The 26,308-nt window shown below is 71.2% G+C and carries 18 protein-coding genes and 1 pseudogene; 9 read left to right on the forward strand and 10 right to left on the reverse strand.

Annotated features, from left to right (window positions below; all coding sequences use genetic code 11):
• Positions 1-48: 48 nt before the first annotated feature.
• Positions 49-1,560 carry an MDR family MFS transporter gene (locus tag ACTRO_RS05135; RefSeq protein WP_157435783.1) on the forward strand — a complete coding sequence of 504 codons (1,512 nt, stop codon included), beginning with the start codon at positions 49-51 and terminating at the stop codon, positions 1,558-1,560.
• Here ACTRO_RS05135 and ACTRO_RS05140 read toward each other — a convergent pair.
• The gene (locus ACTRO_RS05140) at positions 1,544-2,719 is read right to left on the reverse strand and encodes a hypothetical protein (protein ID WP_157435785.1); all 1,176 of its coding nucleotides are present in this window, start codon (positions 2,717-2,719) and stop codon (positions 1,544-1,546) included. The genes ACTRO_RS05135 and ACTRO_RS05140 overlap by 17 nt on opposite strands.
• Before the next feature lie 199 nt (positions 2,720-2,918).
• Between ACTRO_RS05140 and ACTRO_RS05145 the strand changes: the two genes are divergently transcribed.
• A complete protein-coding gene (locus tag ACTRO_RS05145) occupies positions 2,919-4,334 on the forward strand; it encodes an MFS transporter (RefSeq protein ID WP_051450341.1) in 1,416 nt (471 codons plus the stop codon).
• Here the strand turns inward: ACTRO_RS05145 and ACTRO_RS05150 are convergent.
• On the reverse strand, positions 4,301-4,735 hold the full coding sequence (locus ACTRO_RS05150) for a hypothetical protein (RefSeq protein WP_034261521.1): 435 nt from the start codon (positions 4,733-4,735) through the stop codon (positions 4,301-4,303). The genes ACTRO_RS05145 and ACTRO_RS05150 overlap by 34 nt on opposite strands.
• 184 nt (positions 4,736-4,919) lie before the next feature.
• Here ACTRO_RS05150 and ACTRO_RS50715 point away from each other — a divergent pair.
• Together ACTRO_RS50715 and ACTRO_RS42785 are read left to right on the forward strand one after the other, a co-directional pair.
• Positions 4,920-5,225: pseudogene (locus tag ACTRO_RS50715) on the forward strand (LLM class flavin-dependent oxidoreductase); the annotation flags it as partial.
• Between the two features lie 124 nt (positions 5,226-5,349).
• Positions 5,350-5,856, forward strand: coding sequence for a hypothetical protein (locus ACTRO_RS42785; protein WP_157435787.1), 507 nt, complete (start codon positions 5,350-5,352; stop codon positions 5,854-5,856).
• Between the two features lie 188 nt (positions 5,857-6,044).
• Here ACTRO_RS42785 and ACTRO_RS05165 read toward each other — a convergent pair whose 3' ends face one another.
• Positions 6,045-6,674, reverse strand: coding sequence for an HAD family hydrolase (locus ACTRO_RS05165; protein WP_034261527.1), 630 nt, complete (start codon positions 6,672-6,674; stop codon positions 6,045-6,047).
• A 132-nt stretch (positions 6,675-6,806) separates the two neighbouring features.
• Here ACTRO_RS05165 and ACTRO_RS05170 point away from each other — a divergent pair, with 132 nt between their 5' ends.
• Positions 6,807-7,619 (forward strand): hypothetical protein, encoded by an 813-nt coding sequence (locus ACTRO_RS05170; protein ID WP_034261529.1) that lies wholly within the window; start codon positions 6,807-6,809, stop codon positions 7,617-7,619.
• A gap of 82 nt (positions 7,620-7,701) precedes the next feature.
• Here the strand turns inward: ACTRO_RS05170 and ACTRO_RS05175 are convergent, their stop codons facing one another.
• From ACTRO_RS05175 to ACTRO_RS05185, 3 genes are all read right to left on the reverse strand, one after another.
• A complete protein-coding gene (locus ACTRO_RS05175) occupies positions 7,702-9,300 on the reverse strand; it encodes a phospholipase C (RefSeq protein ID WP_034261531.1) in 1,599 nt (532 codons plus the stop codon).
• 38 nt (positions 9,301-9,338) lie between these two features.
• Positions 9,339-12,434 carry an NHL domain-containing protein gene (locus ACTRO_RS42790; protein WP_051450343.1) on the reverse strand — a complete coding sequence of 1,032 codons (3,096 nt, stop codon included), beginning with the start codon at positions 12,432-12,434 and terminating at the stop codon, positions 9,339-9,341.
• A gap of 290 nt (positions 12,435-12,724) precedes the next feature.
• Positions 12,725-14,386, reverse strand: coding sequence for a tetratricopeptide repeat protein (locus ACTRO_RS05185; protein WP_157435789.1), 1,662 nt, complete (start codon positions 14,384-14,386; stop codon positions 12,725-12,727).
• 161 nt (positions 14,387-14,547) lie between these two features.
• Here ACTRO_RS05185 and ACTRO_RS05190 point away from each other — a divergent pair, with 161 nt between their 5' ends.
• The 3 genes from ACTRO_RS05190 to ACTRO_RS05200 all read left to right on the forward strand — a co-directional run bounded on the left by ACTRO_RS05190 (position 14,548) and on the right by ACTRO_RS05200 (position 19,556).
• Positions 14,548-16,761, forward strand: a complete 2,214-nt coding sequence (locus ACTRO_RS05190) for a DEAD/DEAH box helicase (protein WP_051450344.1) — start codon at positions 14,548-14,550, stop codon at positions 16,759-16,761.
• A 164-nt stretch (positions 16,762-16,925) separates the two neighbouring features.
• Positions 16,926-19,109 carry an RNA polymerase recycling motor ATPase HelR gene (gene helR / locus ACTRO_RS05195; protein WP_051450345.1) on the forward strand — a complete coding sequence of 728 codons (2,184 nt, stop codon included), beginning with the start codon at positions 16,926-16,928 and terminating at the stop codon, positions 19,107-19,109.
• 3 nt (positions 19,110-19,112) lie between these two features.
• On the forward strand, positions 19,113-19,556 hold the full coding sequence (locus ACTRO_RS05200) for a DUF4259 domain-containing protein (RefSeq protein ID WP_034261534.1): 444 nt from the start codon (positions 19,113-19,115) through the stop codon (positions 19,554-19,556).
• 22 nt (positions 19,557-19,578) lie between these two features.
• Here ACTRO_RS05200 and ACTRO_RS05205 read toward each other — a convergent pair whose 3' ends face one another.
• A complete protein-coding gene (locus ACTRO_RS05205) occupies positions 19,579-21,411 on the reverse strand; it encodes an arabinofuranosidase catalytic domain-containing protein (protein WP_034261535.1) in 1,833 nt (610 codons plus the stop codon).
• A gap of 250 nt (positions 21,412-21,661) precedes the next feature.
• Between ACTRO_RS05205 and ACTRO_RS05210 the strand changes: the two genes are divergently transcribed.
• On the forward strand, positions 21,662-22,705 hold the full coding sequence (locus tag ACTRO_RS05210; protein ID WP_051450346.1) for a LacI family DNA-binding transcriptional regulator: 1,044 nt from the start codon (positions 21,662-21,664) through the stop codon (positions 22,703-22,705).
• A 23-nt stretch (positions 22,706-22,728) separates the two neighbouring features.
• On the opposite strand, the gene ACTRO_RS05215 is transcribed toward ACTRO_RS05210, so the two are convergent.
• From ACTRO_RS05215 to ACTRO_RS05225, 3 genes are read right to left on the reverse strand one after another with little or no spacing between them, the layout of a single operon-like run.
• The gene (locus ACTRO_RS05215) at positions 22,729-23,742 is read right to left on the reverse strand and encodes an ABC transporter permease (RefSeq protein WP_034261537.1); all 1,014 of its coding nucleotides are present in this window, start codon (positions 23,740-23,742) and stop codon (positions 22,729-22,731) included.
• Complete coding sequence (locus ACTRO_RS05220) at positions 23,739-24,710, reverse strand: ABC transporter permease (RefSeq protein WP_034261539.1); 972 nt, start codon at positions 24,708-24,710, stop codon at positions 23,739-23,741. Before ACTRO_RS05220 ends, ACTRO_RS05215 begins: the two co-directional genes overlap by 4 nt.
• A complete protein-coding gene (locus ACTRO_RS05225) occupies positions 24,707-26,305 on the reverse strand; it encodes a sugar ABC transporter ATP-binding protein (RefSeq protein WP_051450347.1) in 1,599 nt (532 codons plus the stop codon). The genes ACTRO_RS05220 and ACTRO_RS05225 overlap by 4 nt, the downstream gene beginning before the upstream one ends.
• Positions 26,306-26,308 lie beyond the last annotated feature (3 nt).

A 26,308-nucleotide genomic window follows, 5' to 3' on the forward strand; every position in this document is an offset into this window, starting at 1 on the left:
GTCGTGCCTCTTATTGGCGCCCATCCCCCCGGAAGACCGGTGAACACCGTGAGCGAACCCGTGGCCGTGCCAAGTAAGCCCGCTGTGCCGGACAACGCGCCGGACAAGGTGCCGAACAAGCCCGCCGACTTGCCCCCGGGCTTCGCCCGGCTCGCCGCGATCATGATGACGGGCGTCGTCGCGGTCTTCCTCGACACCACGGTCGTCAACGTCGCGATCAACACCCTGAGCAGACACTTCGGCACTACGGTGGCCACCGCGCAATGGACGGTCAGCGGCTACGTGCTGGCCATGGGCGTGGTCATACCCCTCGCCGGTTGGCTGATCGACCGCCTCGGCGCGAAGCCTGCGTGGATGACGGCGTTATCGCTGTTCGCGCTCGGATCGCTGCTGTGCAGCCTGGCGCCGAACATCGGCGCGCTGATCGCGTTCCGAGTGGTGCAGGGCGTCGGCGGCGGGCTCATGCTGCCGATCATGCAGGCGGTGCTGATCCGGGCGGCCGGTCCCAGGCCGTCGAACCGCGCGGTCGCCGCCGTGGCGCTGCCTGCGGTGCTGGGCCCGATCCTGGGGCCGGTGCTGGGCGGCGTCATCATCCAGTACCTGGACTGGCGGGCCGTCTTCTGGCTCAACCTGCCGTTGTGCGTGGCCGGGCTGATCACGGCTTGGCGCGGCATGGAGAATACGGACCCTGCTGAAGCCGCCTCGCTGGACGTAGTCGGGCTCGTCCTGCTCCCACCCGCGCTCGCCGCCATCCTCTATGGGCTGACCGAAGCCGGCATCCACAGCGGGTTCAGCGCCGCTGTCGCGCTCTATCCGCTCGTCGGCGGTGTCGTTCTGCTCGCCGGTTTCGTGGCATACGCCTTGCGAGCGACCAAACCGCTGGTGGGTCTGCGCCCGTTCCTCACCCGCTCGTTCAGCGCTTCGACCTTGGTGCTGTTCCTGGCCGGGTTATCGGTCTACGGCGCGATGTTGTTGCTTCCGCTGTACTTTCTGCAGGTCCAGCACCTGAGCATCCTCGACGCAGGGCTCTGTCTCGTACCGCAGGGCCTTGGCACCCTGGTGAGCCGGGTCGCCACGGCGAAGCTGGCCGACAGCGTCGGACCGCGGCCGGTCGTGTTCTGCGGCATCATCGTGGCGGCGATAGCCACCGTGCCGTTCGCGTTCGCCGGGCCGCACACCAGTCTCGTTTTCCTCGCCTTCGTGCTGATGGTTCGCGGCCTCGGGCTGGGGGCGGTCACCATCATCGTCATGGCGAGCGCGTACCGGGACCTTGATCGAAGTCTGATTCCAGACGCGACCGCAGGAATCCGCATCGGGCAGCAGGTCGGCAATGCCTTCGGCACGACCGTGCTCGCCATGCTGCTGGAGAGCGGGCTGAGCCGCGATACGGGCCCTGACGCCGTTCCCGCGGCGTTCCACCACGCCTTCTGGTGGGCGATCGGCTTGTCCGCCGTCACCGCGTTGCCCGCGCTGGCACTCCCCCGGGGCGGGCTCGTCTCAACCCCGCCGACCTCCGCGCAACCCCGGCTGGCGACGACCGGAGCTAGGCCCGATCGGTGATGCCGGCGAGCGCGCCCTGCTCGATCAGCTCGACTAGCGTGTTCGTCCGCTCGAGCGATTCTGCGCCGGTCGCGCCCTCGATGTCGGCCAATTGACAGGCGACGGACTGGGCTTCGCGACCGATCTCGAGTGCGATGGCGGTGTCGCCCAGCTGCGCGTGGATGGTGGCCAGTGTCTCGAGCGCCTCGACGAGCGTCACATGCAAGGTCATATCAGGCTCACTCGACGCCTCGCCGACGAGGGCTCGGGCCCGCTCGACGGCCTCCTGGGCCATCGGAAGAGCGGCCTTTTTGTCGCCGATTCCGTTGCGGCAGGCCAGTTCCCACGCGTAGGCGTTGAGTGAGCCGACGGCCATGAGCCGCACCTTCGGATCCTGACTCTCGAACGCGTTCGCGGCGCGGACCTGCGCCAGCGCCACAGCGAGCAGCTTGAGGCTTGTGCCGGTGAGGCCGAGGAACTTCATGCCGGTGACGTAAAACCCCTTGGCTATCGTCAGGCTCTGCGACGGGTCGAAGCTGGTCGCCGACGCGTCGCCGACCAGGTCGGCGCAGCGTTCGGCGAGCTCGGCGGCGAGCTCGCGCTCGCCCGCGTCGGCGAGCTTGAGAGCTGCCGCACGCGCGAGGTCCCGGCCGGCATGGACGGCGACGAAGTCCAATTCGGGGGCCGCGCCGAGAGCGGGAAGGCCGTCGATCACCCGCCGGGCCACCCGCGCCGCGTCAGTGACGCAGCCTTGATCAATGTGCTTGATCATCAACTTCTTGTCCCATAGGAGCCAGATCGCCGCTCGGCGCGAGTCGGCGGGCAGACGCCGGATCCGTCCGACGCAGTCCTCCAGCAGACGGATCAGGTCCGCCTCCCCCATCGAACTCGACTCCGCTGCACTGACCCGCAGCACCAGCATCGGCGGGACCTGCTGGTCCACCTCCGCTGATCCCGTGCCCAGCGCCTCGAGCGCCGCCAGCGCGGCGTCGGCAGCGGCGACCACCTCCGCCTGGCGGCCGCCTACCTGGTCCAGCGTGATCGCGCGCAGGCCGCTGGCCCTGGCCACGATGTGGAGCAACTGCGGCGAGCGCGCCTGCGCGGCGTAATGGAGCCGGCCGATCAGCTGGTCGAGCAGCTCCAATGCCTCGTCGAGCCGACCCTCGCCCTTCGCGACCACAGCCCTGTTGTGAAGCCGCTTCGCCCAGGCCGACAGAGACGCCGCAGAGTCGGACCACTCGACCTCAGACGCCTGCTTCTGCGACCTTTTGAAGATCATTGATCCGTCTCCAGGGTTACGGTCTTGGTGTGAAACGGCTTGCACAGGTTACTTGGAGAGCTTTGCCGGTCCGACAACGGGATACGCGGGAGCGAGCGGTATGACAAGTACGCAAGCTGGGAACGGAGACGAACGCGCGGGCGCCGCTCCTGGCGTCGTGCTCGTCGTGATGTGCGTCGGGTACTTCCTCGTCCTGCTCGACGTGACCATCGTGAACGTGGCGCTGCCGAGCATCGGCACGGGCCTGCACGCCGATGTGAGCAGTCTGCAATGGGTCGTCGACGGCTACGCACTGGCGCTCGCCTCCCTCATGCTGCCTGCGGGAGCGCTCGGCGACCGGCACGGGCACCGCCGGCTGGTGCTGGCGGGCCTCGCCGCGTTCGGCGTCGGATCGCTGGCGTGCGGGCTGGCGCCGGGGGCCGGGGCGCTGGTCGCGGCGCGGGCGGTCCAGGGCGTGGGCGCGGCGTCGCTGCTGCCGGGGACGCTGGCGATCATCGCGGGCGCGTATCCCGACCGCAAGGCGCAGGCGCGGGCGATCGGGATCTGGGCCGGCGTGGGCAGTCTCGCCCTGCCGGCCGGGCCGCTGGTCGGCGGCGTGCTGATCGACTCGCTCGGCTGGCGCTGGATCTTCCTGATCAACGTCCCGATCACACTCGCCGCCCTCGCCGCGACACTGCGGGTGCTGCGCGCGGACCACGGCAGGCAGACCGGCAGACTCGACACAGCGGGCGCGCTGCTCGGCGTTCTCGTCTTGCTGACCTGGACTTTCGTGTTCATCCAGGGCGGCCGCTCGGGTGCCGGCTCGGCCGTCGTGCTGGTCGCGCTCGGGCTCGCGATCCTGCTGTCGGCGGCGTTCCTGCTGGTGGAACGGCGACGCGGGAGCGAGGCGATGCTGCCGCTCGACCTGGCCCGGCGTCCGGCCTTCGCGCTGGCCAACATCTCGGCGGGGGTGATGAACCTGGGGACTCTGGGTGTGCTGTTCGTGCTCACGCTCTTCCTGCAATCGGTTCAACACCGCTCCCCCCTCGGCGCCGGGCTCGCGCTGATCCCGCTGTTCGCCCCGCTCGCGGTGATCGCGCCGATCGGCGGGCGGGCGGTGGCGCGGATCGGTCCGCGGCTGCCGATCATCGCCGGGTTCGTGCTGGCCGCGGTCGGACTGGCACTGCTCGCGCTGGCGCACCCGTCGTCGAGCTACGCCGCGATCCTGCTGCCCGCGTTCCTGGCCTGGGGGATCGGGCTCGGGATACTCACCCCGGCCGTGGTGGCGGCGGCCGTGGCCGCGACGCCGGGTGAGAGGGCCGGGCTCGCCTCGGCGGTGAACAACACCGCTCGGCAGGCGGGTGGGGCGATCGGCGTGGCGCTTGCGGGCGCGGTGGCCGGCTCTCCCGGCACTGCGACGTTCGTTTCCCGCATGCACACGGTCGCGGCCGGTGCCGCCGTGCTCTTCGTCGTCCTGGCGGTGGTCAACTCTCTGATGAAGTATCAGGACTCGTCGACGAACTCGGCCGAGCCGTAGGCCACCCGCCAGGCTGTCCGCAGCCGGGCCAGGTCGTCGCGCTGGCGGTCCTCGCGCGCCGCCGCGGCCCGGCAGGCGCGCTCGATCTGCTCGTCCACCCGGGCCAGCAGCGCCTGGGCCGCCGAGACGCCGTCGTCGAGTTCGCGCCGCGTCTCCTCGACTTCCTGCTGCGCCTCGGCCAGGACGGCCGGATCGTTGCCGCGCAAGGCCACCCGCAGTTCGCGCTTGCTCACCGCGTCCGCCATCCGCAGAGCCCGGACGAGTTCGAGGGCGTCGCGCCGGGCCGCGTCGAGCTCGGTCAGCCACGCGCGGGCGACGATGTCTTCGGCCTCGAAGATCGCCTGGTGCGCGTGCACGGTCTGCAGCGTGCGCTGGTACTCGGAACGGTCGTCATCGGCCACGGTGGTCCACCCTCTTCGCGTCTTCAGATCAGTGCCCGCACTGAATAACCCGGGAAGCCGACTCGAAACCCCGGTGGTCAGCGTATCAGGCTTCGAAGACACTGCCCCTACGTCCGGCTCCGCCGGTTGGACCATTCAGGCGACGGCTCGGGGCGCCTGTTTATCCGGGGATCGATCCGGTCACCCGGCCGTGCGCTGCCACCCGGCCGTGGTCGCACAGAAGGCCGCGACCATGCAGGTGCTGTCCGGCGGGCGCATCCGGCTCGGTCTCGGCTCCGGCGAGATCCTCAACGAGCACGTGACCGGCCGCCCCTGGCCGGCCGCGTCGGTGCGCCAGGACATGCTCGCCGAGGCGGTCGAGATCATCTCCGCGCTGTTCGACGGCGGCTACGTCAACTACCGCGGGCAGCACTTCCAGGTGGAGGCGGCACGAGTGTGGGACCTGCCCGAGCTGCGGGTGCCGATCGGCATCGCCGTCTCCGGGCCTCGGCGAGCGCCCGGATCCTTTCCGATTACGCGCCGCCTGCGGTCCTGCTTGGCATACCATCGCGGCTAAGGGTGCCGGTGTGTGACCGGACCGGCGCGCAGCGTCGACAAGAGGTGGGGGCACCAGAATGCACAGGTACGTACGCGTCAGACGAGCAACCCTCGCAGTGGCCACGGCCGCCGCGGTGAGCGCGTTCGCGATCGGATGCGCGAGCTCGGTGGGCTCGCCGCAGATCAACGGCCAGGGCGGCAACGGCGGGAACGGCGGCGGAGCGGAGGTCACCGCCGTCGAGGCGACGGGCATCATTCCGCCGACCGACGCGGCCGCGGGCTGGGATCAGGCGGATTCGTGCAAGATGGTGCAGGCGGTGTGGGCCGCCTTCGCCACGAACTACACCCGCCAGCAGCCCGACCCCTCGGGCGCTTTCTACGGACTCAACAATGACCTGACGAGCTACGTGGGCTACGTCACCGGCCAGCTCTCGGTGGACATCGACACGCTCTCGCAGCAGGCCGAGGCCTTGTACACGGCCGATGTCAACGGCGGCTCCGCCTCGGCGCAACTGACCTCGGACCTCACGCAGGCGGCCGCGGTCGTCGGCAAGGACTGCGGCATCACTTTGTCGCTGTCCTGACATGCGAGTGCCGGGCCGCGGGGCGCCGCGGCCCGGTGAAGGGTGCTCGCATAGTCGAGGTACCGGAGGCGTTCGCAGCTTGGGACGGCCATGGAGCGGTGCGCCTGCTCGAACGCGCGGATGAGCACTTTGCGATGCTGCTCGAACGTGCCGCCTCGCGGACCGCTTGGCACAGTCGCTGATGTAAATTAAATGATATCTAAGAGCTCAGTGAGAGTATTGATCCGGTGGCTCGCCTGGCTGAAGTCCTGGGCCTTGGTGAACTCGTTGTAGACGACGGCGCAGTCGATACCGGCGGCCACGGCGGAGCTCAGCCCTCGAGACGAGTCCTCCACCACCAGCGTCTCGCCCTTTGCGGCGCCGAAGCGCTCGAGGCCGGTCAGATACGGTTCCGGGTGCGGTTTGGCGAGCTTGTAGTCGTCGCGGACGAGGACGAAGTCCATGAACTGCTTGATCCGGCGCTTCTCATGGATGATCTCGAAGTCCGCTCGCTTCGCCGTCGTCACGATGGCCATGCGGACGTGCTGTGACAGCTCGGCGAGGGCTTCGACGACGCCTTCGATCTCGATGGCTTCCGTTCTCAGATACTCCTGGTAGTAGGCGTCGCGGGCCGCGCGCTGCTTGCTGATGGTCGCATCATCGACGCCCGCCGCCCGGGCCTGGGTCCACGTGCCCAGCCCCTGTGCCATGTCCCGCAGGTAGCGGTCTTTGTCCAACGCCACGCCGATCTCGGCCAAGGCGCGCTCTCCGGCCCGGAAATACCAGAACTCGGTGTCCACCAGGACGCCGTCGTGGTCGAAGAGTATGTATTTCTTCACGTCTTGATCCTATCCGCCTTGCCGCGCGCTCGCGTGAACGCCATGAGCGGCAGCGGAGCCGGCCTGCGCATCCGCCCGTTGTGTCAGTGGTCGGTGACAGGGTAGGGGCATTCGCTGCCGTAGAGGAGAGCCATGGGCTACGACCTGCACATCACGCGCGCCGACTTCTGCTACGACTCCGCCGTGTTCCCGATCTCCCGGGCGGAGTGGACGGAGTTCGCGGAGTCGGAGCCACAAGTGGTCCGGCACACCGGCGAGGACGGCGGGGAGTGCTGGGAGTTCCTCGCCGCCGACGGCAACTCGTGGCTGATGAACTGGTTCCAGGGCGCGATCACCATCTGGAAGGGGCACGGGGCCGGAGCGGAGATAGCACGCGTCGCCGCGCGGCTCGGCGCCAGGGTGATCGGGGACGACGCGGCGGAATACCATCCCGACGGCTCAGTCGTGCCGTGGACCGGGCCGCGACCGGCCCTGCTCCCCCGCCCGTGGAACGTCGAGGAGGCCGCGGACGCCTGGGATTGGGTCTTCCGGCAGCGCGAGGACCTCGGGTGCCCATGGCAGCCGGCGCCCGGCTACGCCCGCCATGCTCTCGCCGCGTTCCGCACGTTCGCAGGGCACGCCGTCTCCACTGCGGACGCACCGGAACCGGAGCGGCTCTCGTACAGCTACAGCCAAGGCGAGCATGACGGCGCACCGACCGTCGCCCTGCGTCTGACCCGCCTGCTGGCCACCGACCCCGACGGCGGCTACGCCCGCGTCACGTGCCACCTCTACTTCCCGGCGAGCGAAGACCTCGCCGGGCTAGGAGCGTTCCAGAGCACGTGGTCCGTGCGGACCGGTGGCACGCGCGACGAGTGGTTCGAGGCGCTGGCCGCCCGGCCGGAATGGGACCTGTTCGACCTGGCGACGCCGTGCGCCTTCGGCTTCGAAACCTCGACCGCTTGACGGGTTCGGCGCGGAGCCGGGCCGCCCCGCCGGACGCGCGATGCGTGACGCGGGACGGCCCGGCTTCTGTTTCTCAGCCTGCTTATCTGCCCTCCTGCTTCGGCGGCGACTGGGCCGCGCCGGGCCGAGTCGGCATCGGCTGGGCGGCGGCGGCCGTCTGGGCGGCGAGGTTGGCCGCCGTGGTGGCCGGGTCGAACTGGGTGTTGGCGGGGGCGGCCTGGGGCTTGTTGAGGCGCAGCGCGCCGGTGAAGTCGCCGAAGGTCTTGCGGCGCCAGCGGCTGATCGGGGTGAAGGTGACCGGGCCGTGGCCGGACAGGCCGCCGGCGGCGGTGACGGACTCGATGAAGCGCAGGCCGGAGGTGTGGTCGGAGACCTCGGAGAAGACCCGTCCGCCGACCGTCCACGGGGAGACGATGATGCACGGCACCCGGAAGCCCGCGCCGACGGGCAGGCCGCCGCCGGGGGTGCCCTTGGGCGAGGCCAGCTTCACGAACTCCTCGGGGTAGTGCCGCTCATCCGGGACCGGCGGCGGGACGTGGTCGAAAAACCCGTCGTTCTCGTCGTAGTTGAGCACGAACACGGTCGAGTTCCACAGGTCCTCGTTGGACGCGAGGGCCTCGAGCTTGGACGCGAGGTACTGCGCGCCGGCTGCCGGGAGGTTCGGCGGGTGCTCGTCGGCGATGCTGGGCATGAACAGCCAGCTGACGTCGGGGAGCACGCCGTTGGCACAGTCCTCTTCGAACCCGAGGGCGGGGTTGGCGGCCAGAACCGGGTTGGCCGGGTCGCCGACGCCGCCGGGGGTGCCGTCGCCGTAGAGGGTGTTGCCGAGCATCACCGAGTTGTACAGGCCGGTCGGCAGCGTCGTGGTGTTCTGGAAGTTGCGGAACCAGCTGAACACGTTGAATCCGCTGGTGGCGCCGGAGAAGTACGCCTTGACGCTGTATCCGGCCTGGTGCAGGATCTCCGCCGCGGACGGGTAGGTCAGCGGGTTCGGCGTGACGGTTTCGAGCACCGGGCCGCCGTACTGGCCCTGCGGGTCGTTGTTGCCGGACATCCACACCAGCCGGTTGGGGTCGGTCGGGCCCATCACCGAGCAGTGGTAGTTGTCGAGCAGGGTGAAGGATTCGGCCAGCGCCCAGTGGAACGGGATGTCCTCGCGGGTGAAGTAGCCCATCGTGTACGAGCCGTTGACCTCGCCGTCGGAGGCGAGGTGGGTGGTCAGCCACCCGTCCATGGCGCCGTGGTTCCACGCGGCGTGCTGGTCGCGCCAGTCGTGTGAGAGCGACGGGACGGCGGCGGCGCCGGTGGTGATGGTGGACATGTGGAAGGGCTCGAGGTAGCCGTCCGGGTTGGCCGGGTCGGGCTGGCGGAAGACCGAGTCGCCGTTCGGCAGCCGGATGGCGGTCTTGTCCTGGAAGCCGCGGGCGCCCGGGTAGGTGCCGAAGTAGTGGTCGAAGGAACGGTTCTCCATCATCACGTACACGACGTGCTTGATCTGGGACAGGCTGGCCCGCTTCGGCGTCGCGGCGGCGGCCCGGGCCAGGTTCTCCGGCAGGACGCCGGCCACGCCGGCGGCGCCGGCCAAGGTCGCGGCGCTGGTGACGAACCGGCGGCGGGAGAGGCCCGGCTCGGCTCCGGCTCGGGCGGGGTTGAGGGAATCGAGGGGGTTGTTCTGGCTCATCGTCTTCGTCTTCTCTTCTTCGTCTCGGTGAAGCCGCGTCAGGAGGTCGCCGGGGCCACGGGGCCGGCCGCGTCGCCGCTGCGGACGACGCCGAGGACCTGCGCGAGGGCGCTGTTGCCGGTGTCGGCGATGTAGAGCAGGCCGGTGGACTGGTCCACCGCGAGCGCGCCCGGCGTGTTGAGGTGGGAGGCGGTCGGGGCGGTGCCGCTGCTCTCGCCGCCGGGCGCGGCGGAGGAGTTCACGACGGTGCTGATGAGCCCGTCGGGGGTCACCTCGCGGACGGCGTTGTCGAAGGTGTCGGCGATGAACAGGTCGCCGGCGCCGTCCAGCGCGATCCCCTGGGGGTCGTTGAGCTGGGCCGCAGTGGCCTGGCCGCCGTCGCCGGAGAAGGCGCCGAGGCCGTCGTTCGCCGTGTCCGCCGCGTAGTCGCCGGCCACGGTGCTGATTCGGCCGGTCCGCGCGTCGACGCGGCGGACGACGTTGTCGGCCGAGTCCGCGATGTACAGGTTGCCCTTGGCGTCGAGCGCGAGCCCGACCGGCTGGTTCAGCTGCGCGGAGGAGGCGGGACGCTCGTCGCCCGCGTATCCGGCGCGACCGTTGCCGATCACCTGCTTGAGCGAACCCTTCTTGCTCAGCTCGACGACGCGGTTGTGGTAGGTGTCGGAGACGTACACGTCACCGGCCGCGTCGACGACCACTGCTTCGGGGTGGTCGAGTTGGACGCCTCGGTCGAAGCGCGCGACGGTGCCGTTCGCGCGGATCTCGCGGACCGCGTTGTCTCCGGCGTCGGCGATGAAGACGTCGCCGGCCGCGTCCACGGCGGTGCCGTCGGGCTGGTAGAGAGTGGCGTCGGTGGCCTTGCCGTCGTCGCCGTGCTCGCCCTGCGCCTCGAGGGAGCCGGCGATGACCGTGGTGCCGCCGTCTTCCAGCTGCACGAAGACATTGTCGCCGGTGTTCGAGACGTACACCGAGCCGTTGGCCGCGGCGATGCCGGCCGGCCGGTAGAGCGAGCCGGGGACGACGTTGGGCACGACGGCGCCGCTGCCCGGGTCCACGTGGGTGCCCGCGTCCTCACCGACCGAGGCGTAGGGCATCGTCTGGAGCACCGGGCCGGTGGGCTGGGCGCTCTGACCGATGGTCAGGTTCAGGTTGTCGGCCGCGCCGTCGCTGTTGGCGCCGCTGCTGACGCCGACGGTGGCGAGCGTGATGAGGGCCTGCTTCGCGCCGGCCGGCACCTTGCCGAACCAGGCCTGCGGAATCAGGCTACTGACGTTGCTGCGCTGGACCGCGGTGACCGGGCCGACGGCCGCGGTGCTGAGCGTCGCGCCCTTGGCGTCTTGGAAGGCCACGGTGACGGTCGCGTAGTCGCTCTGGGTGGCGTAGCCGCCGAGCTCACCGGACAGTTCGAACGGCTGGCCGTCGACGTCGAGGGCGCTCAGGTCGATCTTCTGGGTGCCGGTGGTGGCGATGCCGGGGATCGAGACGGTGCCGGGGTTGGTGCCGCCGTAGAAGTCGCGGGCGCCGGTCACGCCCGGGTAGGTCGAGGCGCGCGACTCCTGGGTGCCGTCGACGGGGCTGAGCGGCGAGTTGCTGGTCCAGCAGTCCGCGATGGTCTGGTCGTCGCCGAGGGGAGCGCCGAGCGCGGTGGCTGCAGTGTAGTCCTCGGCTCCGCCGTTCTCGATCAGGTTGCCGTCGAGGGCCGGGGTGACCACGTCGGCTGCGGGGCAGGGCGCGGTGTAGGCCTGGCCGGCGGCGCTCTGACCGATCGTCAGGTTCAGGTTGTCGGCGGTGCCGTCGCTGTTGGCGCCGGCGTTGACGGCTCCGGTGATGATCGTGACCAGGACCTTCCGGGTGGCGGACGGCACGGTGCCGTAGATGCCGTCCGGAAGCAGTTCGGAGACGTTGCCGCGGTCGGCGGCGGTGGCCGGGCCGATGTCGACGGTGCTGATGGGAGCGCCGTTCGCGTCCTCGAAGGTCGCCGCGATGATGCCGTAGTCGTTCTGGCTGGAGTAGCCGCCGACGTCGCCGGTGAGTTTGAACGGCTGGCCGCCGGCCTTGATCGAGCTGACGTCGATCAGCTGGCTGCCGCTGGTGACTACGCCGGCCACCGCGACAGTGCTGGGGTTGGTACCGCCGTAGAAGACGCGGCTACCGGTGACGCCCGGGTAGGCGGAGGCGGCCGATTCCTGGGTGCCGTCGGGAGCGGCCAGCGGGGAGGTGCTCGTCCAGCAGTCGGCCAGGGTCTGGGTGTCGCCGGCGGGCGCGCCGAGCGCCGTGGCCGCGGTGTAGTCCTCGGCGCTGGGGTTCGCGATCAGGTTGGCGTTCAGGGCCGGGGTGACCACGTCGGCCGTGGGGCAGGCGGCGGTGTAGTCCTGGCCGGCGCCGGCGGCCGCGATGGTCAGATTCAGGTTGTCGGCGCGGCCGTCGATCCCGTAGCCGGAGCTGACGCCGGTGGAGGCGATGGTCACGAGGACCTGCTTGGTGCCGGCCGGCACCGTGCCGGCCGCGGCCTGCGGGATCAGGCTGGTGACACTGTTGCGCTGGGCCGCGTCCACCGGGCCGAGGGTGGCCGTGCCGAGGGAGGTGCCGTCGGCGTCTTCGAACTCAGCGGTCACCGTGGCGTAGTCGGCCTGGGTGGTGTAGCCGCCGACCTCGCCGGTCAGCGTGAAGGAGCGGCCGTCCGCGTTCAGGGCGCTGACATCGATCAGCTGCGTGGCGGTGGTGGTCACGCCGACGATCGAGACCTGCGGGGAGTCGTAGTCGTAGCCGCCGTAGAAGGTGCGGCTGCCGACCTGGCCGGGCACGCCGGAGGAGGCGGCCGATTCGAAGACGGCGCCCGGCGCGTTCATCGGGGAGGCGGCCGTCCAGCAGTCGGGGACGTCCTGCGTGTCACTGGCGGGCGCACCGAAGGCCGTCACCGCGGTGTAGTCCTCGGCGCCGGGGTTCGCGATCAGGTTCGCGCCCAGCGCGGGGGTGACCACGTCCGGGGCCGGGCAGGCGGCGGCATAGCTCTGGAGGGTGCCGGCCGTGGCGGCGGACCCGCCTTCGGAGTCGACGACTCCGAAGCCGATCGCCGTCGCCACCACCGCGGCCGCTGCCACGGCCTTCCAGCGGAGCTCCTTGTGGGTTTTCATGGCTCCATTAGCGGAGCCGCTCACTGCGGTAGCAGAACCCGTTCACGTCTCCCGGACGTCCCTCGTATGAACACTCGTACCGTGTTCGAAGGATGGCCGGTGGCTTTCAGCCCTCTGACACGAACGCCCGCACGCATAGGGCGCGTTTGAGAAGTATCGCCGGGGCCGCGACGCCTGCCACGCACGCTCGCTGCGTTGCCGGAGCGGTTACAGACGAGGCGAGTATGCGCCCGACCCGGCGCCTTGCGAGCGCACGCGTCAGACGCCGCGGCCTGATCCGACGCTACTTCTCAAACGCGCCCTAGTCGGCCGAGCCGCTGCCGCAGGCGGTTCTGCGCGCCCTTGGCCTCGGCCTGTCCGTGCTGCTGCGCGGCGAGGTTCGCGCGGACTTCGGCGCGCACGTCCGGCGCGATCGCCGGGCAGATCAACATGATCGCGGCGAGCGGTTCGTGCAGTGCGGTGACGCGGCGGCCGAGGGCGTGCGCGGCGTGCAGGTAGCGCGCGGTGATCTCCCGGGCTATCTCAGAGCGCTGTTCCGGGCGCAGCCAGGCCTGCACGCACAGCGCGAAGGCGGCGGCGTCGACGGTCCAGTCCTCGGGTCCGTGCAGCAGGCGCAGCAGAAGCCTGCGACGGGTCGACTGCGGCCAGGGCTCGTCGACACGGTGGTGCAGGATTCCGAGGCATACCCAGGCTTGCGCGACGCGCGGCCAATACAGACCGCTGACTTCGTTGAGCGAGTCTCCGAACCCTGTCGGCGGCGGAACGTGTGCGAGCAGGCCGAGCAGGTCGTTGGGCGCGAGAGCCCCCAAGGGCAACGCGCGCTCGTAGCCGACGAGGGGTTCGCCCCAGACGTTACCCGCCACGTTGTACAGGACCTCGACGGCCCGCTCGGACGGCGCGCGCACCGCCGCGACGGCCGTGGTCCCGTGGTACTCCCACAGCGGCGGCCCGTAGCCGGTGTTCGAGGGGCTGCGCGGATCCGGCTGTGGCACCTCGCCGATCTCGAACTCCAGTTTGGGGTGGCTCGAGCGGACGGCGGCGAGAGCGCTCGGCGCTTCGATGGATGTCAGACGGCTGCGGCCGAGGCTCACCACACCGTTCTCCGGCGCGTCGACGAAGTGCGCCATCGTGGCGGCGGCCTCGGTGGGCGGCGGCACCGCCTGCAGCCACCAGGCGCCTTCGCAGACCCGGCCCAGCAGCGACCGTAGATAGGCGACCTGGGGATGCTTGACGACCAGCCCGATCAACTCGGTGAGCGCGACCGCGTCGGAGACTTTCGCGTCCACCAGGGACGTCCGTGCCTTTGCTGCCAGCAGGCAGCCGCGGGCCTTGACCGAACTGCCGTCCAGGTCGACCGCGCGGGCGGCCCAGCGCTGCGCGGCCGGTGCGTCGCCGCGCTTGAACTCGAGGTCGGCGAGGTCGAGGTGCAGCTCGACGTTGCTCGGCGAGAGCTTCAACGCGGATTTCCAGCTCTCGACGGCCCGATCCGGCTGCCCTGCGTCGCGCAGCGCGTAGCCGAGCATGATCAGGCTGCTCGGGTTGCGCGGGTCGGCCTTGCGGTCCAGCTGGGCGGCGCGCTCGCACCAGGCCACCGCGTCGGCGGCGGCGCCGAGGCGGCGGGCGGCGCCGGAAAGCGCGCGCAACTCCTCCGGCCCGGCATCCTTCCGCCCGGCGGCGGCCTGTACGAGGGCGAGCCACGGGTTCAGGGCGCTGCGGACGGCCGAGTCCTCGACGTAGCCGACGGCCCGGAAGACCGGCACGACCGCCTTCGCCACGCCGCGAGCCGAGATCAGATGAGCCAACTGCGGGCCGAACCACGGCGCCTCGGCCCACGGCTCCGCCGGTTCGGCCGCGACCAGGGATCCGAGCAGGGCCAACGCCCTCGCGTACTCCCCCGCGGCAGCGGCCTCGTCGGCCGCGGTTCGAACCTGCTCCACTTCATCACCGGACACGGCGATACCCTCCCCAGACTCACGCCAGCGCGCTGATGATAGCCCGAGCGCGGGGGTGGCGAGTGCTTCGGCCGAGGGCGGGTAGTCGGTGGGGTCTCGCATCACTTCGTGGTGCGGACTCTCGCTATTCTGGCCCAGCTGTCTAGAGATGCGGAGCGACCGTGGCCGAGGGGATACGCGCAGCTACTCCTGCGGATGTCAGAGGGTTGCTCCGCCGGGCCGCGGACACCCAGTCGACGCTCGACGCCATCCAGGCGCACGAGAGCGAGCTGCACGCGGACGTGCGGGCGGCTTATCAGGCCTCGCAGGACCTCGCCGCGCGCGGCCGGCTGCACGGGATCCCGCTGGACCGGCTGCGGGACGTGAACGGCGCGCGGCTGCCGGTGGGCAGGCTGCAGGAGGCCGGGTACCGGACAGTCGCGGATCTGGTCGACGTCCCGGCCGAGAAACTGACGCAGATCCCCGGAATCGGCGCGTCCGGGGCCGAACGCACGGTGGAGGCCGTGCGCCGGGTCGCGGACGCGGCCGGGCAGGACACCGGCGTGGCCGGCTACCTGGATCTGCACAACCCCGACGCGGTGGCGCTGCTCACCTCGCTCTACCGGGCCCGGGCAGCCGACCGCGTGCTCGAACGGGTCCGCGAACCGGCGGCGCGGCTCGGCGGGGCCATCGCGGGGCTGACCACCTCGGCCCGGCCGCTGGCCGGGCGGCTGCGGCGGGTGTTCGTCCGCGGGTCGCGGCGCCAGGAGGCGCGCCAAGCCGTCTTCGAGCTCGAAGGGCTCTACGCCGATCCGCGCACCGAGAAGGACCTGGACCGGCTCGACGCGGCGGCGCGGAAACTGCCGCCGAAGACGCCGCGGGTGGGCACGGCCCGCAACGACTTCGAGAAGCACTCGGCCGACTACCTCAGCATCCTGAGCCGTATCGTCGGGTCCGGCGAACGCCCGGACGCCGCGCGCGGCTTCCTCGCCGACGACCTGGCCTCCCGGATCGCGGACCAGCGCCTGGACCAGACCCATCTGCGCGTCTCGCTGCGCAACTACCAGTCCTTCGGCGCCCGGTTCGCCCTCGCGCAGCGCCGGGTGATCCTGGGCGACGAGATGGGCTGCGGCAAGACGGTCGAGTCGATCGCCGCGCTGGCGCACCTGCGCGGCGAGGGCGCCCGGCACTTCCTGGTGGTGTGCCCGGCGAGCGTGCTGGTCAACTGGATGCGCGAGGTCGCCGCGCACAGCACGCTGCGGCCGTACCGGCTGCACGGCGCCGAACGCGAGGCCGCCACCCGCAACTGGGTGCGCACCGGCGGGGTGGGCGTCACCACGTTCGAGGCGGTGCAGAGCCTGGCCGTGCCGCCGCGCCTGAGCGTGGCCATGATGGTCGTGGACGAGGCGCACTACGTGAAGAACCCTGACACGATGCGCTCGCTCGCGGTGCGGGCCTGGGCCGAGCGGGTGGAGCGGGTGCTGTTCCTGACCGGCACGCCGATGGAGAACCGGGTCGAGGAGTTCCGCAACCTGGTCGGCTACCTGCAGCCCGGGATCGCCGCCGACATCGGGGAGATCGACGCGGTGGCCGGTTCCGAGTCCTTCCGGCGCGCGGTCGGCCCGGCCTATCTGCGCCGCAACCAGGAGGACGTGCTCAGCGAGCTGCCCCAACTGGTCCAGGTGGACGAGTGGGACGACCTCGGGCCCGAGGACGCCGAGGCGTACCGCGAGGCCGTGGCGGCGCGCAGCTTCATGGCGATGCGGCGCGCGGCCTTCGCCTCGGCCGACCCGGCGAGCTGCGCGAAGCTGCGCCGGCTGGTGGAGATCGCGGACGAGGCGGGCGAGAACGGCCGGAAGGTCGTCGTGTTCTCCTACTTCCGCGACGTGCTCGACCTGGTCTGCAGCACGCTCGGGGACCGCGCGTTCGGGCCGCTGACCGGCGACGTGCAGCCGTCCAAGCGGCAGGAGATGGTCGACGCGTTCGCCGCGGCCAAGGGGCCGGCGGTGCTGGTCAGCCAGATCCAGGCGGGCGGGGTCGGGCTGAACATGCAGGCCGCCTCGGTGGTCATCCTGTGCGAGCCGCAGGTCAAGCCGACCCTGGAGACGCAGGCGATCGCGCGGGCGCACCGGATGGGGCAGATCCGCAGCGTCCAGGTGCACCGGCTGCTGGCCGCCGACAGCGTGGACCAGCGGATGCTCGAGATCCTGGAGACGAAGCAAGCGCTCTTCGACGCCTTCGCCCGGCGCAGCGACACGGCCGAGGCGATGCCGGAGGCGGTGGGCGGGCAGGCGATGGCCCGTCAGGTGATCGCGGCCGAACGGGAGCGACTGGGCCTCAAGAGCGAGGGTGTCGGGAAGAGCAGGGGCACCGAGCAGCTCGACGCCGTGGGCTGAGTCGCGGTGACCTCGGCGGATGCCGGATCGAGACAGGGAGAGGCAAAGGCACTCTCCTCCATTCTCAACTTATAACACACAGGGGGCCTTGCGGCAAGGCCCCCTCGGCGGCGCACAATCATCGGCCGAGGCCAGAGAACTTGAGAACCACAGGAGCCGATGCCGTGACGCAGCTGACCGCCAGTGCCTTCGCCCTGCCCGACCGACTCGCCGCCAAAGCCGATGCGAAGCTGATCGCCGCCGACGAGCGGCATCTCGCCGCCGTCGCGCGCAGCCTGGAGCAGACGATCGCCGAGCTCTCCGATCGGCTCGACGCCACCCGCCGGGCACCCGGCGGCAAGGGGCAGGCCGCGATGGACCGGGACCTGGAGGTCTACCGGCTCTCCGCCCGGCTGCGCGCGCTGCGCCGCTTCGGGCTCGACCTGTGCCTCGGGCGCATGGTCGGCGCGGACGGCGGCGAGCCGGTGTACGTCGGCCGGCTCGGGCTCACCGACGCGGCCGGGCGACGGCTGCTGCTGGATTGGCGCACGCCGGCGGCCGAGCCGTTCTTCGGCGCGACGCACGCCAACCCGATGGGCCTGGCCAGCCGGCGCCGGTACCGCTGGGCTCGGGGCCGGATCGGCGACTACTGGGACGAGGTTTTCACCCCGGACGGGCTCGAGGGCCACGCCGCGCTCGACGACCAGTCGGCTTTCATCGCGAGTCTCGGCCACGACCGCTCTACCCGGATGCGGGACGTACTCGGCACCATCCAGGCGGATCAGGATGCGATCATCCGGGCCGGCTCGCACGGCGCACTCGTGGTCGACGGCGGCCCGGGCACCGGCAAGACCGTGGTGGCGTTGCACCGCGCGGCCTATCTCGTCTACTCCGACCCGCACGTCGGGGCTCACCGCGGCGCCGTCCTGTTCGTCGGACCGCATCGCCCTTATCTGGCTTACGTTTCGGACGTGCTGCCGAGTCTCGGTGAGGAGGGTGTGCAGACGTGCATGCTGCGCGACCTGGTCGCCGAGGGCGCCGACGCCGCGGCCGAGGACGACGCCCGCGTGGCCGCACTCAAGTCGTCCGCGGCGATGGTCGACGCGATCGAGCCCGCTGTCCGGTTCTACGAGGAGCCGCCCGGCAAGCCGCTGCTCGTCGAGACCGACTGGGAGGACGTGCGCCTGAGCGTCGCGGACTGGGCCGAGGCCTTCGAGGCGCCGGATCCGGGGACGCCGCATAACGAGGCCCGGCAACTGATCTGGGAGGAGTTGCTCAGGATCCTGATCGACAAGCACGACGAGGACGTGCCGGAGACGCAGCTGCGCGCTTCGCTCGAGCGCAACCGCGAACTGCGCGAGACGCTCGAGCGCGCGTGGCCGATCCTCGACGCCGCGGATCTCGTCGGGGACCTGTGGTCGGTGCCCGCGTATCTCCGCATGTGCGCACCCTGGCTCAGCGCGGACGACATCCGTACCCTGCGACGCGCCGAGCCGCAGGCCTGGACGGTCGCCGATCTGCCGTTGCTGGACGAGGCACGGCGGCGGCTCGGCGACCCTGAGGCAGCGCATCGGGAGCGCCGGCATGCGGCGGACGTCGCGGCGGAGCGCGACCGCGTGAACACCGTCGTGGCCGACCTGATCGCCGCCGACGACGACGGCGAAGGGCTGGTGACGATGCTGAGGGTGGAGGACCTGCAGAGCGTCCTGGTCGACGAGGAGGCGCTGACGAAAAAGGACCCTGATCTGCTCGCCGGGCCGTTCGCGCACGTCATCGTCGACGAAGCCCAGGAGCTGTCCGACGCGCAGTGGCGGATGCTGCTGCAGCGCTGCCCGTCGCGGAGTTTCACGATCGTCGGCGACCGGGCGCAGGCTCGGCACGGCTTCGCCGAGACGTGGCGGGAGCGGTTGGAACGCGTCGGCTTCGACCGGATCGGGCTGGCGTCGTTGAGTATCAATTATCGAACGCCGCAGGAGATCATGGCGCACGCCGAGCCGGTCATCCGCGCCGCGCTGCCCGACGCCAACGTGCCGACCTCGATCCGCAGCGCCGATCTGCCCGTCCGGCACGGGGATGTCGCCGAGCTGGACGCGATCATCGAGGCCTGGCAGGCCCAGAACGCCGAAGGTGTCGCCTGCGTCATCGGCGATCCCGCGTATCCGGCGTCGGATCGGGTACTCTCGCTCACTCCGCAACTGGCGAAGGGGCTCGAATTCGACCTCGTCGTCCTGGTCGATCCGGAGCGCTTCGGCACCGGCGTCGAGGGAGCGGTGGACCGCTACGTCGCGATGACCCGGGCGACGCGCGAACTCGTCATCTTGGTGCACACTGCTGTGCATCCTGTTGATGAGCAAGGAGAGGGGTCATGAACAATGGGCACTTGGGACGTGGAGCCGTTCGACAACGACGACGCGGCGGACTTCGCCGACGACCTCGACGATGTGCCCGAATCGGAGCGACCCGAGATGATCCGCGCAGCGCTGGTGGCCGCGATCGACAACGACGGCTACCTGGACTACGACGAAGGAGCGCACGCGGTGGCGGCCGCAGCGCTGGTCGCCGCGGGCGTGCCGGGCAATGAAGGCCTCTCGCCGAGGCATCACGGCCCGAAGCAGCCGATTCCCGCTCTGCCGAAGGATTTCGTCGACCTGGCCATCCGCGCCGTGGACCGCGTCATGGCCGACAAGAGCGAACTGCGGGAGCTGTGGGAGGAGGGCTCGGGCGGTGAGGGCCCGTGGCACTCCTCGATGCACCGCCTGCGCGCCGCGCTGGCCGACCCCGAAGGCCGGATAGCGGTCTTCGAGGTCGGCCGGTGAGCGCGTGCGGCGTGGCAGAGAGCTAAATCAGCTTGAACTGCTGCGCCGCGGTGCCGTTGCAGGTGTAGATCTGCAGCTGTGTCCCGTTCGACGTGTTGCCGCTCGGGTCATCGAGGCAGAGGCCTGATTGCGGATTGAGCAGCGAGCCGTTGGACTGCTGCTGCCAGACCTGGCCGCCCACGCCGTTGCAGTCCCAGAGCTCCACCTTGGTCCCGACGGCGGTGCCGTTGCCGTCGATGTCCAGGCAGCGCCCCAGGGTCTCGAGCGAGCCGTTGGAGTTGTGGTACCAGTGCTGGTCGGCAGCGTAGGGCTGGCAGTCCCACAGCTGCACTCCTGCGGCGTCGACGCCGTTGTCGTCGCCGGTGACGTCCACGCACTGGTTGCCCGGTGCGTCGATCGGGCCGCCGCCGTTGACCGAGAACGCCTGCGCCACGGTGCCGTTGCAGGTGTAGATCTGCAGCTGGGTGCCGTTGGCGGTGTTGGCGCTCGGGTCGTCGAGGCAGAGTCCTGATTGCGGATTGAGCAGCGCGCCGTTGGACTGCTGGATCCACTTCTGCCCGCCGACGCCGTTGCAGTCCCAGAGCTCCACCTTGGTCCCGACGGCGGTGCCGTTGCCGTCGATGTCCAGGCAGCGCCCCAGGGTCTCGAGCGAGCCGTCGGTGTTGTGCGTCCAGTGCTGGTCGATCGCGTAGCTCTGGCAGCTCCACAGCTGGACGTGGGCGAGGTCGCCGCCCGAGTCGTCGGCGGCGACGTCCACGCACTGGCCGCCGGGCAGGGTGATGGTGCCGCCGCGCGGACTGCCACCGCTGTTGCCGGTGTAGCCGGCTGCGACGATGTCGGCCTGGACCGCGTTGTCGGCGGCGTCTGTGGGCTCGCCGGAGGTGACCACGCCCTCGAAGAAGGAGCCGATCGAGGCGTTGGAGTTGTCACCGCCGGTGCCGAGCACGATCGCGCCCTCGAGGTGCATCGGCTGGTAGCCGTTGGGCGGGAGCGCGCCGTTGTACCAGGTGCTGAGCGAGCCGGACTGGGAGTCGCCGCCCTTGACCTCGAAGGTGGTCTGGTTGTTCGACTTCACCAGCGCGGTGACGAACTGGCTGTTGTTCGAGCCCTCGCTCGCGTTCGAGCCGGCGCCCATGTAGAGCCCGTTCTCCAGGTCCCCGGTGACCCAGGGTCCGGAGCCCGTGCACGGCGAGGCCCAACAGCTCGTGCCGAGGTTGACCGCCTCCATGTGGCCGTTGCCGTTGTCGTCGTTGTTGGTCTCGGCGTTGCCGTAGTCGAAGCAGCAGCCCGCGTTCACGTGCGTGCCGCTGGCGACCATGTACGCGCCCTGGGCCTGGCCGCCGGTGGGGATGCCGGTGGTCGAGTCGTCGCGGTAGCCGACGCCGGGGCCGACGTAGACGCCGTAGACCTTCGTACCGCCGACGGTGATCGGCACGGCGTTGGCGTTGGCCGCGACGTCGGCGTTGCCGTTGGCCCCGCCGCCGCCCTCGATGGTCAGGTTATTGTGATCCGATGACTGGTCGTAGATCTCGGTGATGGTGCATACGGTGTCGGCGCAGAAGACGTCCTGCGCGTTGGCGTTCGCGTATCCGCCGGCGGCGGTCACCCCGATGTTCAGGGTGGCCCCGTCCGAGGCGCGGCGCACCTGGTAGAGCGAGCCGTTGTAGGAGGCGTACAGCGCACGCACGGTGCTGTGCGCGGCCACGCACGGGGTGCCGGCGGAGGCGTAGACGTCGCAGGGCAGCTGGGCGGTGGCGGCCGAGGCGGCGGTGGGGGCGGCGATGAACAGGCCGGAGACCAGCGCGGCGACGGCGAGGAGTGCGGCCTTGCGGCGGCCGCGGGGGAAGAAGCGCATGGTGAGGCTGTGCTTTCTGTCAGTCGGTGGGAGCGAGTTCCGGAAAGCTGTGACGGAAGTGTTATTCCGTCTGCGCTTGAAGGGTTTTGTTGTTCAGTGTTCGAATCGTCGCGACCGGGATCGGCGGCGGGCCGCGCGCCGCGGCCGTCGGACCGGTGCGTAAGAACTTTGCGCTGATTGTCAGCAAATGCGGTATTCTCACGTCGTAATCCGGCGCGCCGGACCGATCCGAACCAGGAGACGGAGCACTGTGACCACGACGGGTGGGGCGAACGCCGCCGGCTCGGCCGCGCGGCTCAAGGACGTGGCCGAAGCGGCGGGGGTGTCGGTCAAGACGGTGTCCAACGTGGTCAACGGCGCCGAGCACGTGGCCGAGCGCACCCGGGCGCGGGTGCAGGCGGCCATCGACGCACTCGGGTATCAGCCCAATGTGATGGCCCGCCGGCTGCGCACCGGCCGCAGCGGCATGATCGCGCTGGCCTTCCCGGAGCTGCCCTCGCCCTACTTCGCCGAGCTCGCGGTCGAGGTGATCGCGGCGGCCCGGCGGCACGGGTGCACGGTGCTGATGGACGACACCGCCGGGGACCCGCGGGCCGAGCTGCGCATCGCCAGCGGCCTGGGCGATCCGATGATCGACGGGGTGATCCTCAGCCCGCTCGGCCTGGACCAGCACGAGCTGGCCGCCCGGGAGCGGCAGATCCCGCTGGTGCTGCTCGGCGAGGCGGACTTCGGCCTGGTCTGCGACCACGTGCACATCGACAACGTGGCCGCCGCGCGCGAGGCGGTGGCGCACCTGGTGGCCGGCGGCCGGCGCCGGATCGCCGCGATCGGCTGGCAGGACCCGAGCCCGCGGGCCACCGCGCAGCAGCGGATGGCCGGCTACCGGGCGGCGCTGGTGGAGGCGGGCATCGCGCCCGAGCCGGCCCTGTGCCCGCCGGTGCGCGCGTACTTCCGGCCGGACGGCGCGGCCGCGATGCGCCGGCTGCTCAAGCTCCCGGCCCGGCCCGACGCCGTGTTCTGCTTCAACGACCTGATGGCGCTCGGCGCGCTGCGGGCGATCCACGAGGCCGGGCTGCGGGTGCCGGAGGACATCGCGCTGGTCGGCTTCGACGACGTGGAAGAGGCCGAATACGCGATACCGGCGCTGACCACGATCGCCCCGGACAAGACCGGGATCGCGGAGGCGGCGGTGGACGCGCTGCTGCACCGGATATCGGTGGGCGACGCCGAGCCCGGCCGGCTGATCCAGCCGGGCCACCGCCTGGTGGTCCGGGAGAGCAGCCGGCCGAGCTGAGCGTCGCCCGGCAGCCATCGGGGTCACCTTCGGCGGGATCGCTCGAGGGCGGCCTGGGCCAGTACGACCAGGGCCAGGAAGCCGCCGTCGACGGCGTTCGTCATGGCCGAGCCGTACTGCGAGAGGTAACGGTCGATCAGCTGGTGGATGACCGCGAGCAGCAGCACGCCGCAGACGGTTCCGCCGATCGTGCCGTAGCCGCCGGTCAGCAGCGTGCCGCCGATCACCACGGAGGCGATGGCGGTCAGCTCGTAGCCGACGCCGACCGTGGTCACGCCGGAGCCGAGCCGCGCACCGCCGAGCGCGCCGGCCGCGCCGGCGAGGGTCCCGGAGAGCAGGTAGACGAGCACCTTCGTCCGGGCGACGGGCAGGCCGAGCAGCACCGCGGAGTTCTCGTTGCCGCCGATCGCGGTGAGGTTCGCGCCGTACCCGGTGCGCTCCATCAGCACCCAGCCGGCTAGAAAGAGCACTGCGACGATCCCGACTGGGACCCAGGTGCCGGCGCCGAGGCGCAGGAACCACGAACCCTGCGGTACCAGGTACGTCGTCGAACCCTGATCGGTCAGCGCCTGGAGCAGGCCGCGCGCGCCGAGCAGTCCGGCCAGCGTGACGATGAACGGCGCCATCCGTCCGTACGCGATCAGCAGCCCCTGGACCGCTCCCCAGGCGGCGCACACCGCGAGCGGCAACAGGATCGAGGCCCAACCGCCGGTGCTCGCGCCGCGCGCGGCGAGCACGCCGCCGAGTGCGTAGAGCGAGCCGACCGACAGGTCGATGCCGCCGGTGGTGATCACGAAGGTCATCCCGAGCGCGAGCAGCCAGACGAACGCGTTGCCGCCCAGGATGGTGCTGATGTCGGACCAGGAGGCGAAGGACGGGGAAGCCGCCGTCGCGATGCCGCACACCAGCACCAGGACGATCAGCGGCCCGCGCCGCTCGGCCCGGCGGATCCAGCGTTCGCGCGGGGTCTCGCGCAGGTCGGCGTGTGGCCGCGGAGCCGGGGCGGAGGCCGCGTGCGCGGTGGTGCGCAGGCTCATCGCGTCCCCCGATCCCTCGAGGCGTACACGGCCAGGCAGATCAGCGCCGCCTCGACGATCTGCGTCGTGGAGGCGGGGACGTTGTGCTGGATCAGCACGGCCGTGGCCAGCTGCATGAATAAGGCTCCTGCCACGGTGCCGAGCACGCGCACCCGGCCGCCGGTCAGCGGCGTGCCGCCGACCACCACCGCGGTGATCGCGTTCAGCTCCATATCCAATCCCTGATTCGCCGGGTCGGCCTCGGCGCCGTGCCCGACGATGAGCACTCCGGCCAGCGCGGCCAGCACGCCCGAGACCACGTAGACGGTGACGAGGATCCGCTGCACCGGCAGGCCGGCCAGCAGGCTCGCGCGCTTGTTGTCCCCGACCGCGACGAGCTGCCGCCCGAAGGTCGTGCGCCGGACGGTGAAGCCGACCGCGAGGGTGACTGCCGCCGCGATCCAGGCCATCACCGGAACGCCGAGCAGGGTGTTCTCGCCGAGGCCGAGTACGGTCGCATCCAGCACCGGCTTGGCCGCGTCGCCGTTGAGCAGTTCGGCGACGCCGCGCAGTCCGATCATCAGCGCGAGCGTGGCCACGATCGGCTGCACGCCGGCGAACGCCACCATGGCGCCGCCGAGCAGTCCGGCCACGGCGCCCATCAGCAGCGCGAGGCCGATCGCGAGCACCGGGCCGTAGCCGAGATAGAGCGGAATGATCGAGGCGGCGAGCGCGATCGTGGCGCCCACCGACAGGTCCACCCCCTCGGTGCCGATCACCAGGGCCATGCCGAGCGAGACGAGCAGGGTCGGAGCGGTCTGGAACAGCTGGACCCGCAGGTTGGACCCGGACAGGAACTGGGTGTCGAGCGAGGTCGCGACGGCGAGCAGGACGGCCAGGGCCGCGTAGACGCCGTAGCGCTGGGCGAGGTCGAGGGCGCGCACGCGCGGACCGCGCCCGTCGGTGGGTTCGATGGTCGCGGTGGTCACGGCGCGCCCTCCTCCCCCGGCCCCTCGGCGGTCTCCCTCTCGTCGCCGGCCAGGGCCCGCATCAGCTCGTCCGCGCCGACCTGCTCGCCTTCGAGCCTGGCCTCGACGACGCCGGACTTGAGCACGATGATCCGGTCCGAGCCCTCGATCAGCTCGTCGAGCTCGGAGGAGATCAGCAGCACGCCGACACCCTCCGCGGCGAGCTCGTCGATGATCGCCTGCACCTGCGCCTTCGCGCCCACGTCGATACCCCGGGTGGGCTCGTCGAGCAGCAGCACGCTGGGTTTCAGGCACATCCACCGCGCGAGCAGCACTTTCTGCTGGTTGCCGCCGGAGAGGTCCTCGACCTTCTGCTCCGGGCTCGAGGCCTTGATCCGGAGCCGGTCGATGAAGAACTCGACGACGCCCTGCTGCTTCGCGGCGGAGACGACCCCGGCCCGGGAGAGCCGGGGCAGCGCCGCGAGCACGATGTTCTCCCGCACCGAGAGCCCGGGGATGATGCCCTCGGCCTTGCGGTCCTCGGCGAGCATCGCCACCCCGGCCCGGATCGCGCTCTTCGGACTGCGCCGCCGTACGGCCCGGCCGCCGACGCGCACGGTCCCGGCGGCCGGCCGGGCGCCGATCACGGCCTGCGCGGTCTCGCTGCGGCCTGCTCCGAGCAGGCCGCCGAGCCCGACAATCTCGCCGGGCGCGACGTCCAGGGCGACTCCGCGCAGCCGGTGCCGGTCCGTCAGTCCGCTGATGCTCAGGGCCGGCGCCTCGGCCGGGAGCGGCTGCCGCCGGGTCTCGGTGAACGCGGTGACCCGGCCGTCCCGGGCGGCGGCGACGTCGCGCCCGAGCATGAGCGAGACCAGCCGCATCCGGGGCAGCTCGGCCATCGGGCCGCCGTGCACGGTGCGGCCGTCGCGCAGCACGGTGACGGCGTCGCAGATCTCGTACAGCTCTTCCAGCCGGTGGCTGACGAAGACCACCGCTACGTCCTGCTCCCGCAGACCCCTGATGACGCGGAAGAGAGTGGCGACCTCGCGGGGTTCGAGACTCGAGGTCGGCTCGTCCATGATCACCACCCGGGCGCGGGTGTGCACCGCCCGGGCGAGGGCCACCATCTGCCGCGCGCCGAGCCCGAGCGTGTGCACGGGCGCGGTCACGTCGGCGTGCACGCCGTAGCGGGCCAGGATCTCGGCGGCCTCGCGGTTGAGCGTGCGCAGGTCGACCAGGCCGAGCCGGCGCGGCTCCCGGCCGAGGAAGAGGTTGCGCGCCACCGACATCATCGGGACCAGGTTGACCTCCTGGTAGATCGTCGAGATGCCGGCAGCCTGCGCCTCCAGCGGGGTGCGGAAGGCGCGCTCGGCCCCGGCCAGCCGGATCGTGCCGCCGTCCGGCCGGTAGACCCCGGTGACCAGCTTGATCAGGGTGGACTTGCCGGCGCCGTTCTCCCCCATCAGGGCGTGCACCTCGCCGGGGCGGACCAGCAGGTCCACCCCGCGCAGGGCGTGCACTCCGGCGAAGGACTTGGTCAGGCCGCGGGCTTCGAGCCCCGGCGGGGCCGCGCCGGGCTCGGGGCCCGGCGGCGGCTGCGATGTCTCGATCGGCATGGC

The organism is Actinospica robiniae DSM 44927 (genome assembly GCF_000504285.1).
In the GTDB taxonomy this organism is placed as follows: domain Bacteria; phylum Actinomycetota; class Actinomycetes; order Streptomycetales; family Catenulisporaceae; genus Actinospica; species Actinospica robiniae.

Bases quoted from the DNA above. Each gene is read 5' to 3' on its own strand.
- ACTRO_RS05145 (WP_051450341.1), top strand. From the start codon at position 2,919: ATGACAAGTACGCAAGCTGGGAACGGAGACGAACGCGCGGGCGCCGCT.
- ACTRO_RS42785 (WP_157435787.1), top strand. From the start codon at position 5,350: ATGCACAGGTACGTACGCGTCAGACGAGCAACCCTCGCAGTGGCCACG.
- ACTRO_RS05170 (WP_034261529.1), top strand. From the start codon at position 6,807: ATGGGCTACGACCTGCACATCACGCGCGCCGACTTCTGCTACGACTCC.
- ACTRO_RS05175 (WP_034261531.1), bottom strand. From the start codon at position 9,300: ATGAGCCAGAACAACCCCCTCGATTCCCTCAACCCCGCCCGAGCCGGA.
- ACTRO_RS42790 (WP_051450343.1), bottom strand. From the start codon at position 12,434: ATGAAAACCCACAAGGAGCTCCGCTGGAAGGCCGTGGCAGCGGCCGCG.
- ACTRO_RS05200 (WP_034261534.1), top strand. From the start codon at position 19,113: ATGGGCACTTGGGACGTGGAGCCGTTCGACAACGACGACGCGGCGGAC.
- ACTRO_RS05205 (WP_034261535.1), bottom strand. From the start codon at position 21,411: ATGCGCTTCTTCCCCCGCGGCCGCCGCAAGGCCGCACTCCTCGCCGTC.
- ACTRO_RS05215 (WP_034261537.1), bottom strand. From the start codon at position 23,742: ATGAGCCTGCGCACCACCGCGCACGCGGCCTCCGCCCCGGCTCCGCGG.
- ACTRO_RS05225 (WP_051450347.1), bottom strand. From the start codon at position 26,305: ATGCCGATCGAGACATCGCAGCCGCCGCCGGGCCCCGAGCCCGGCGCG.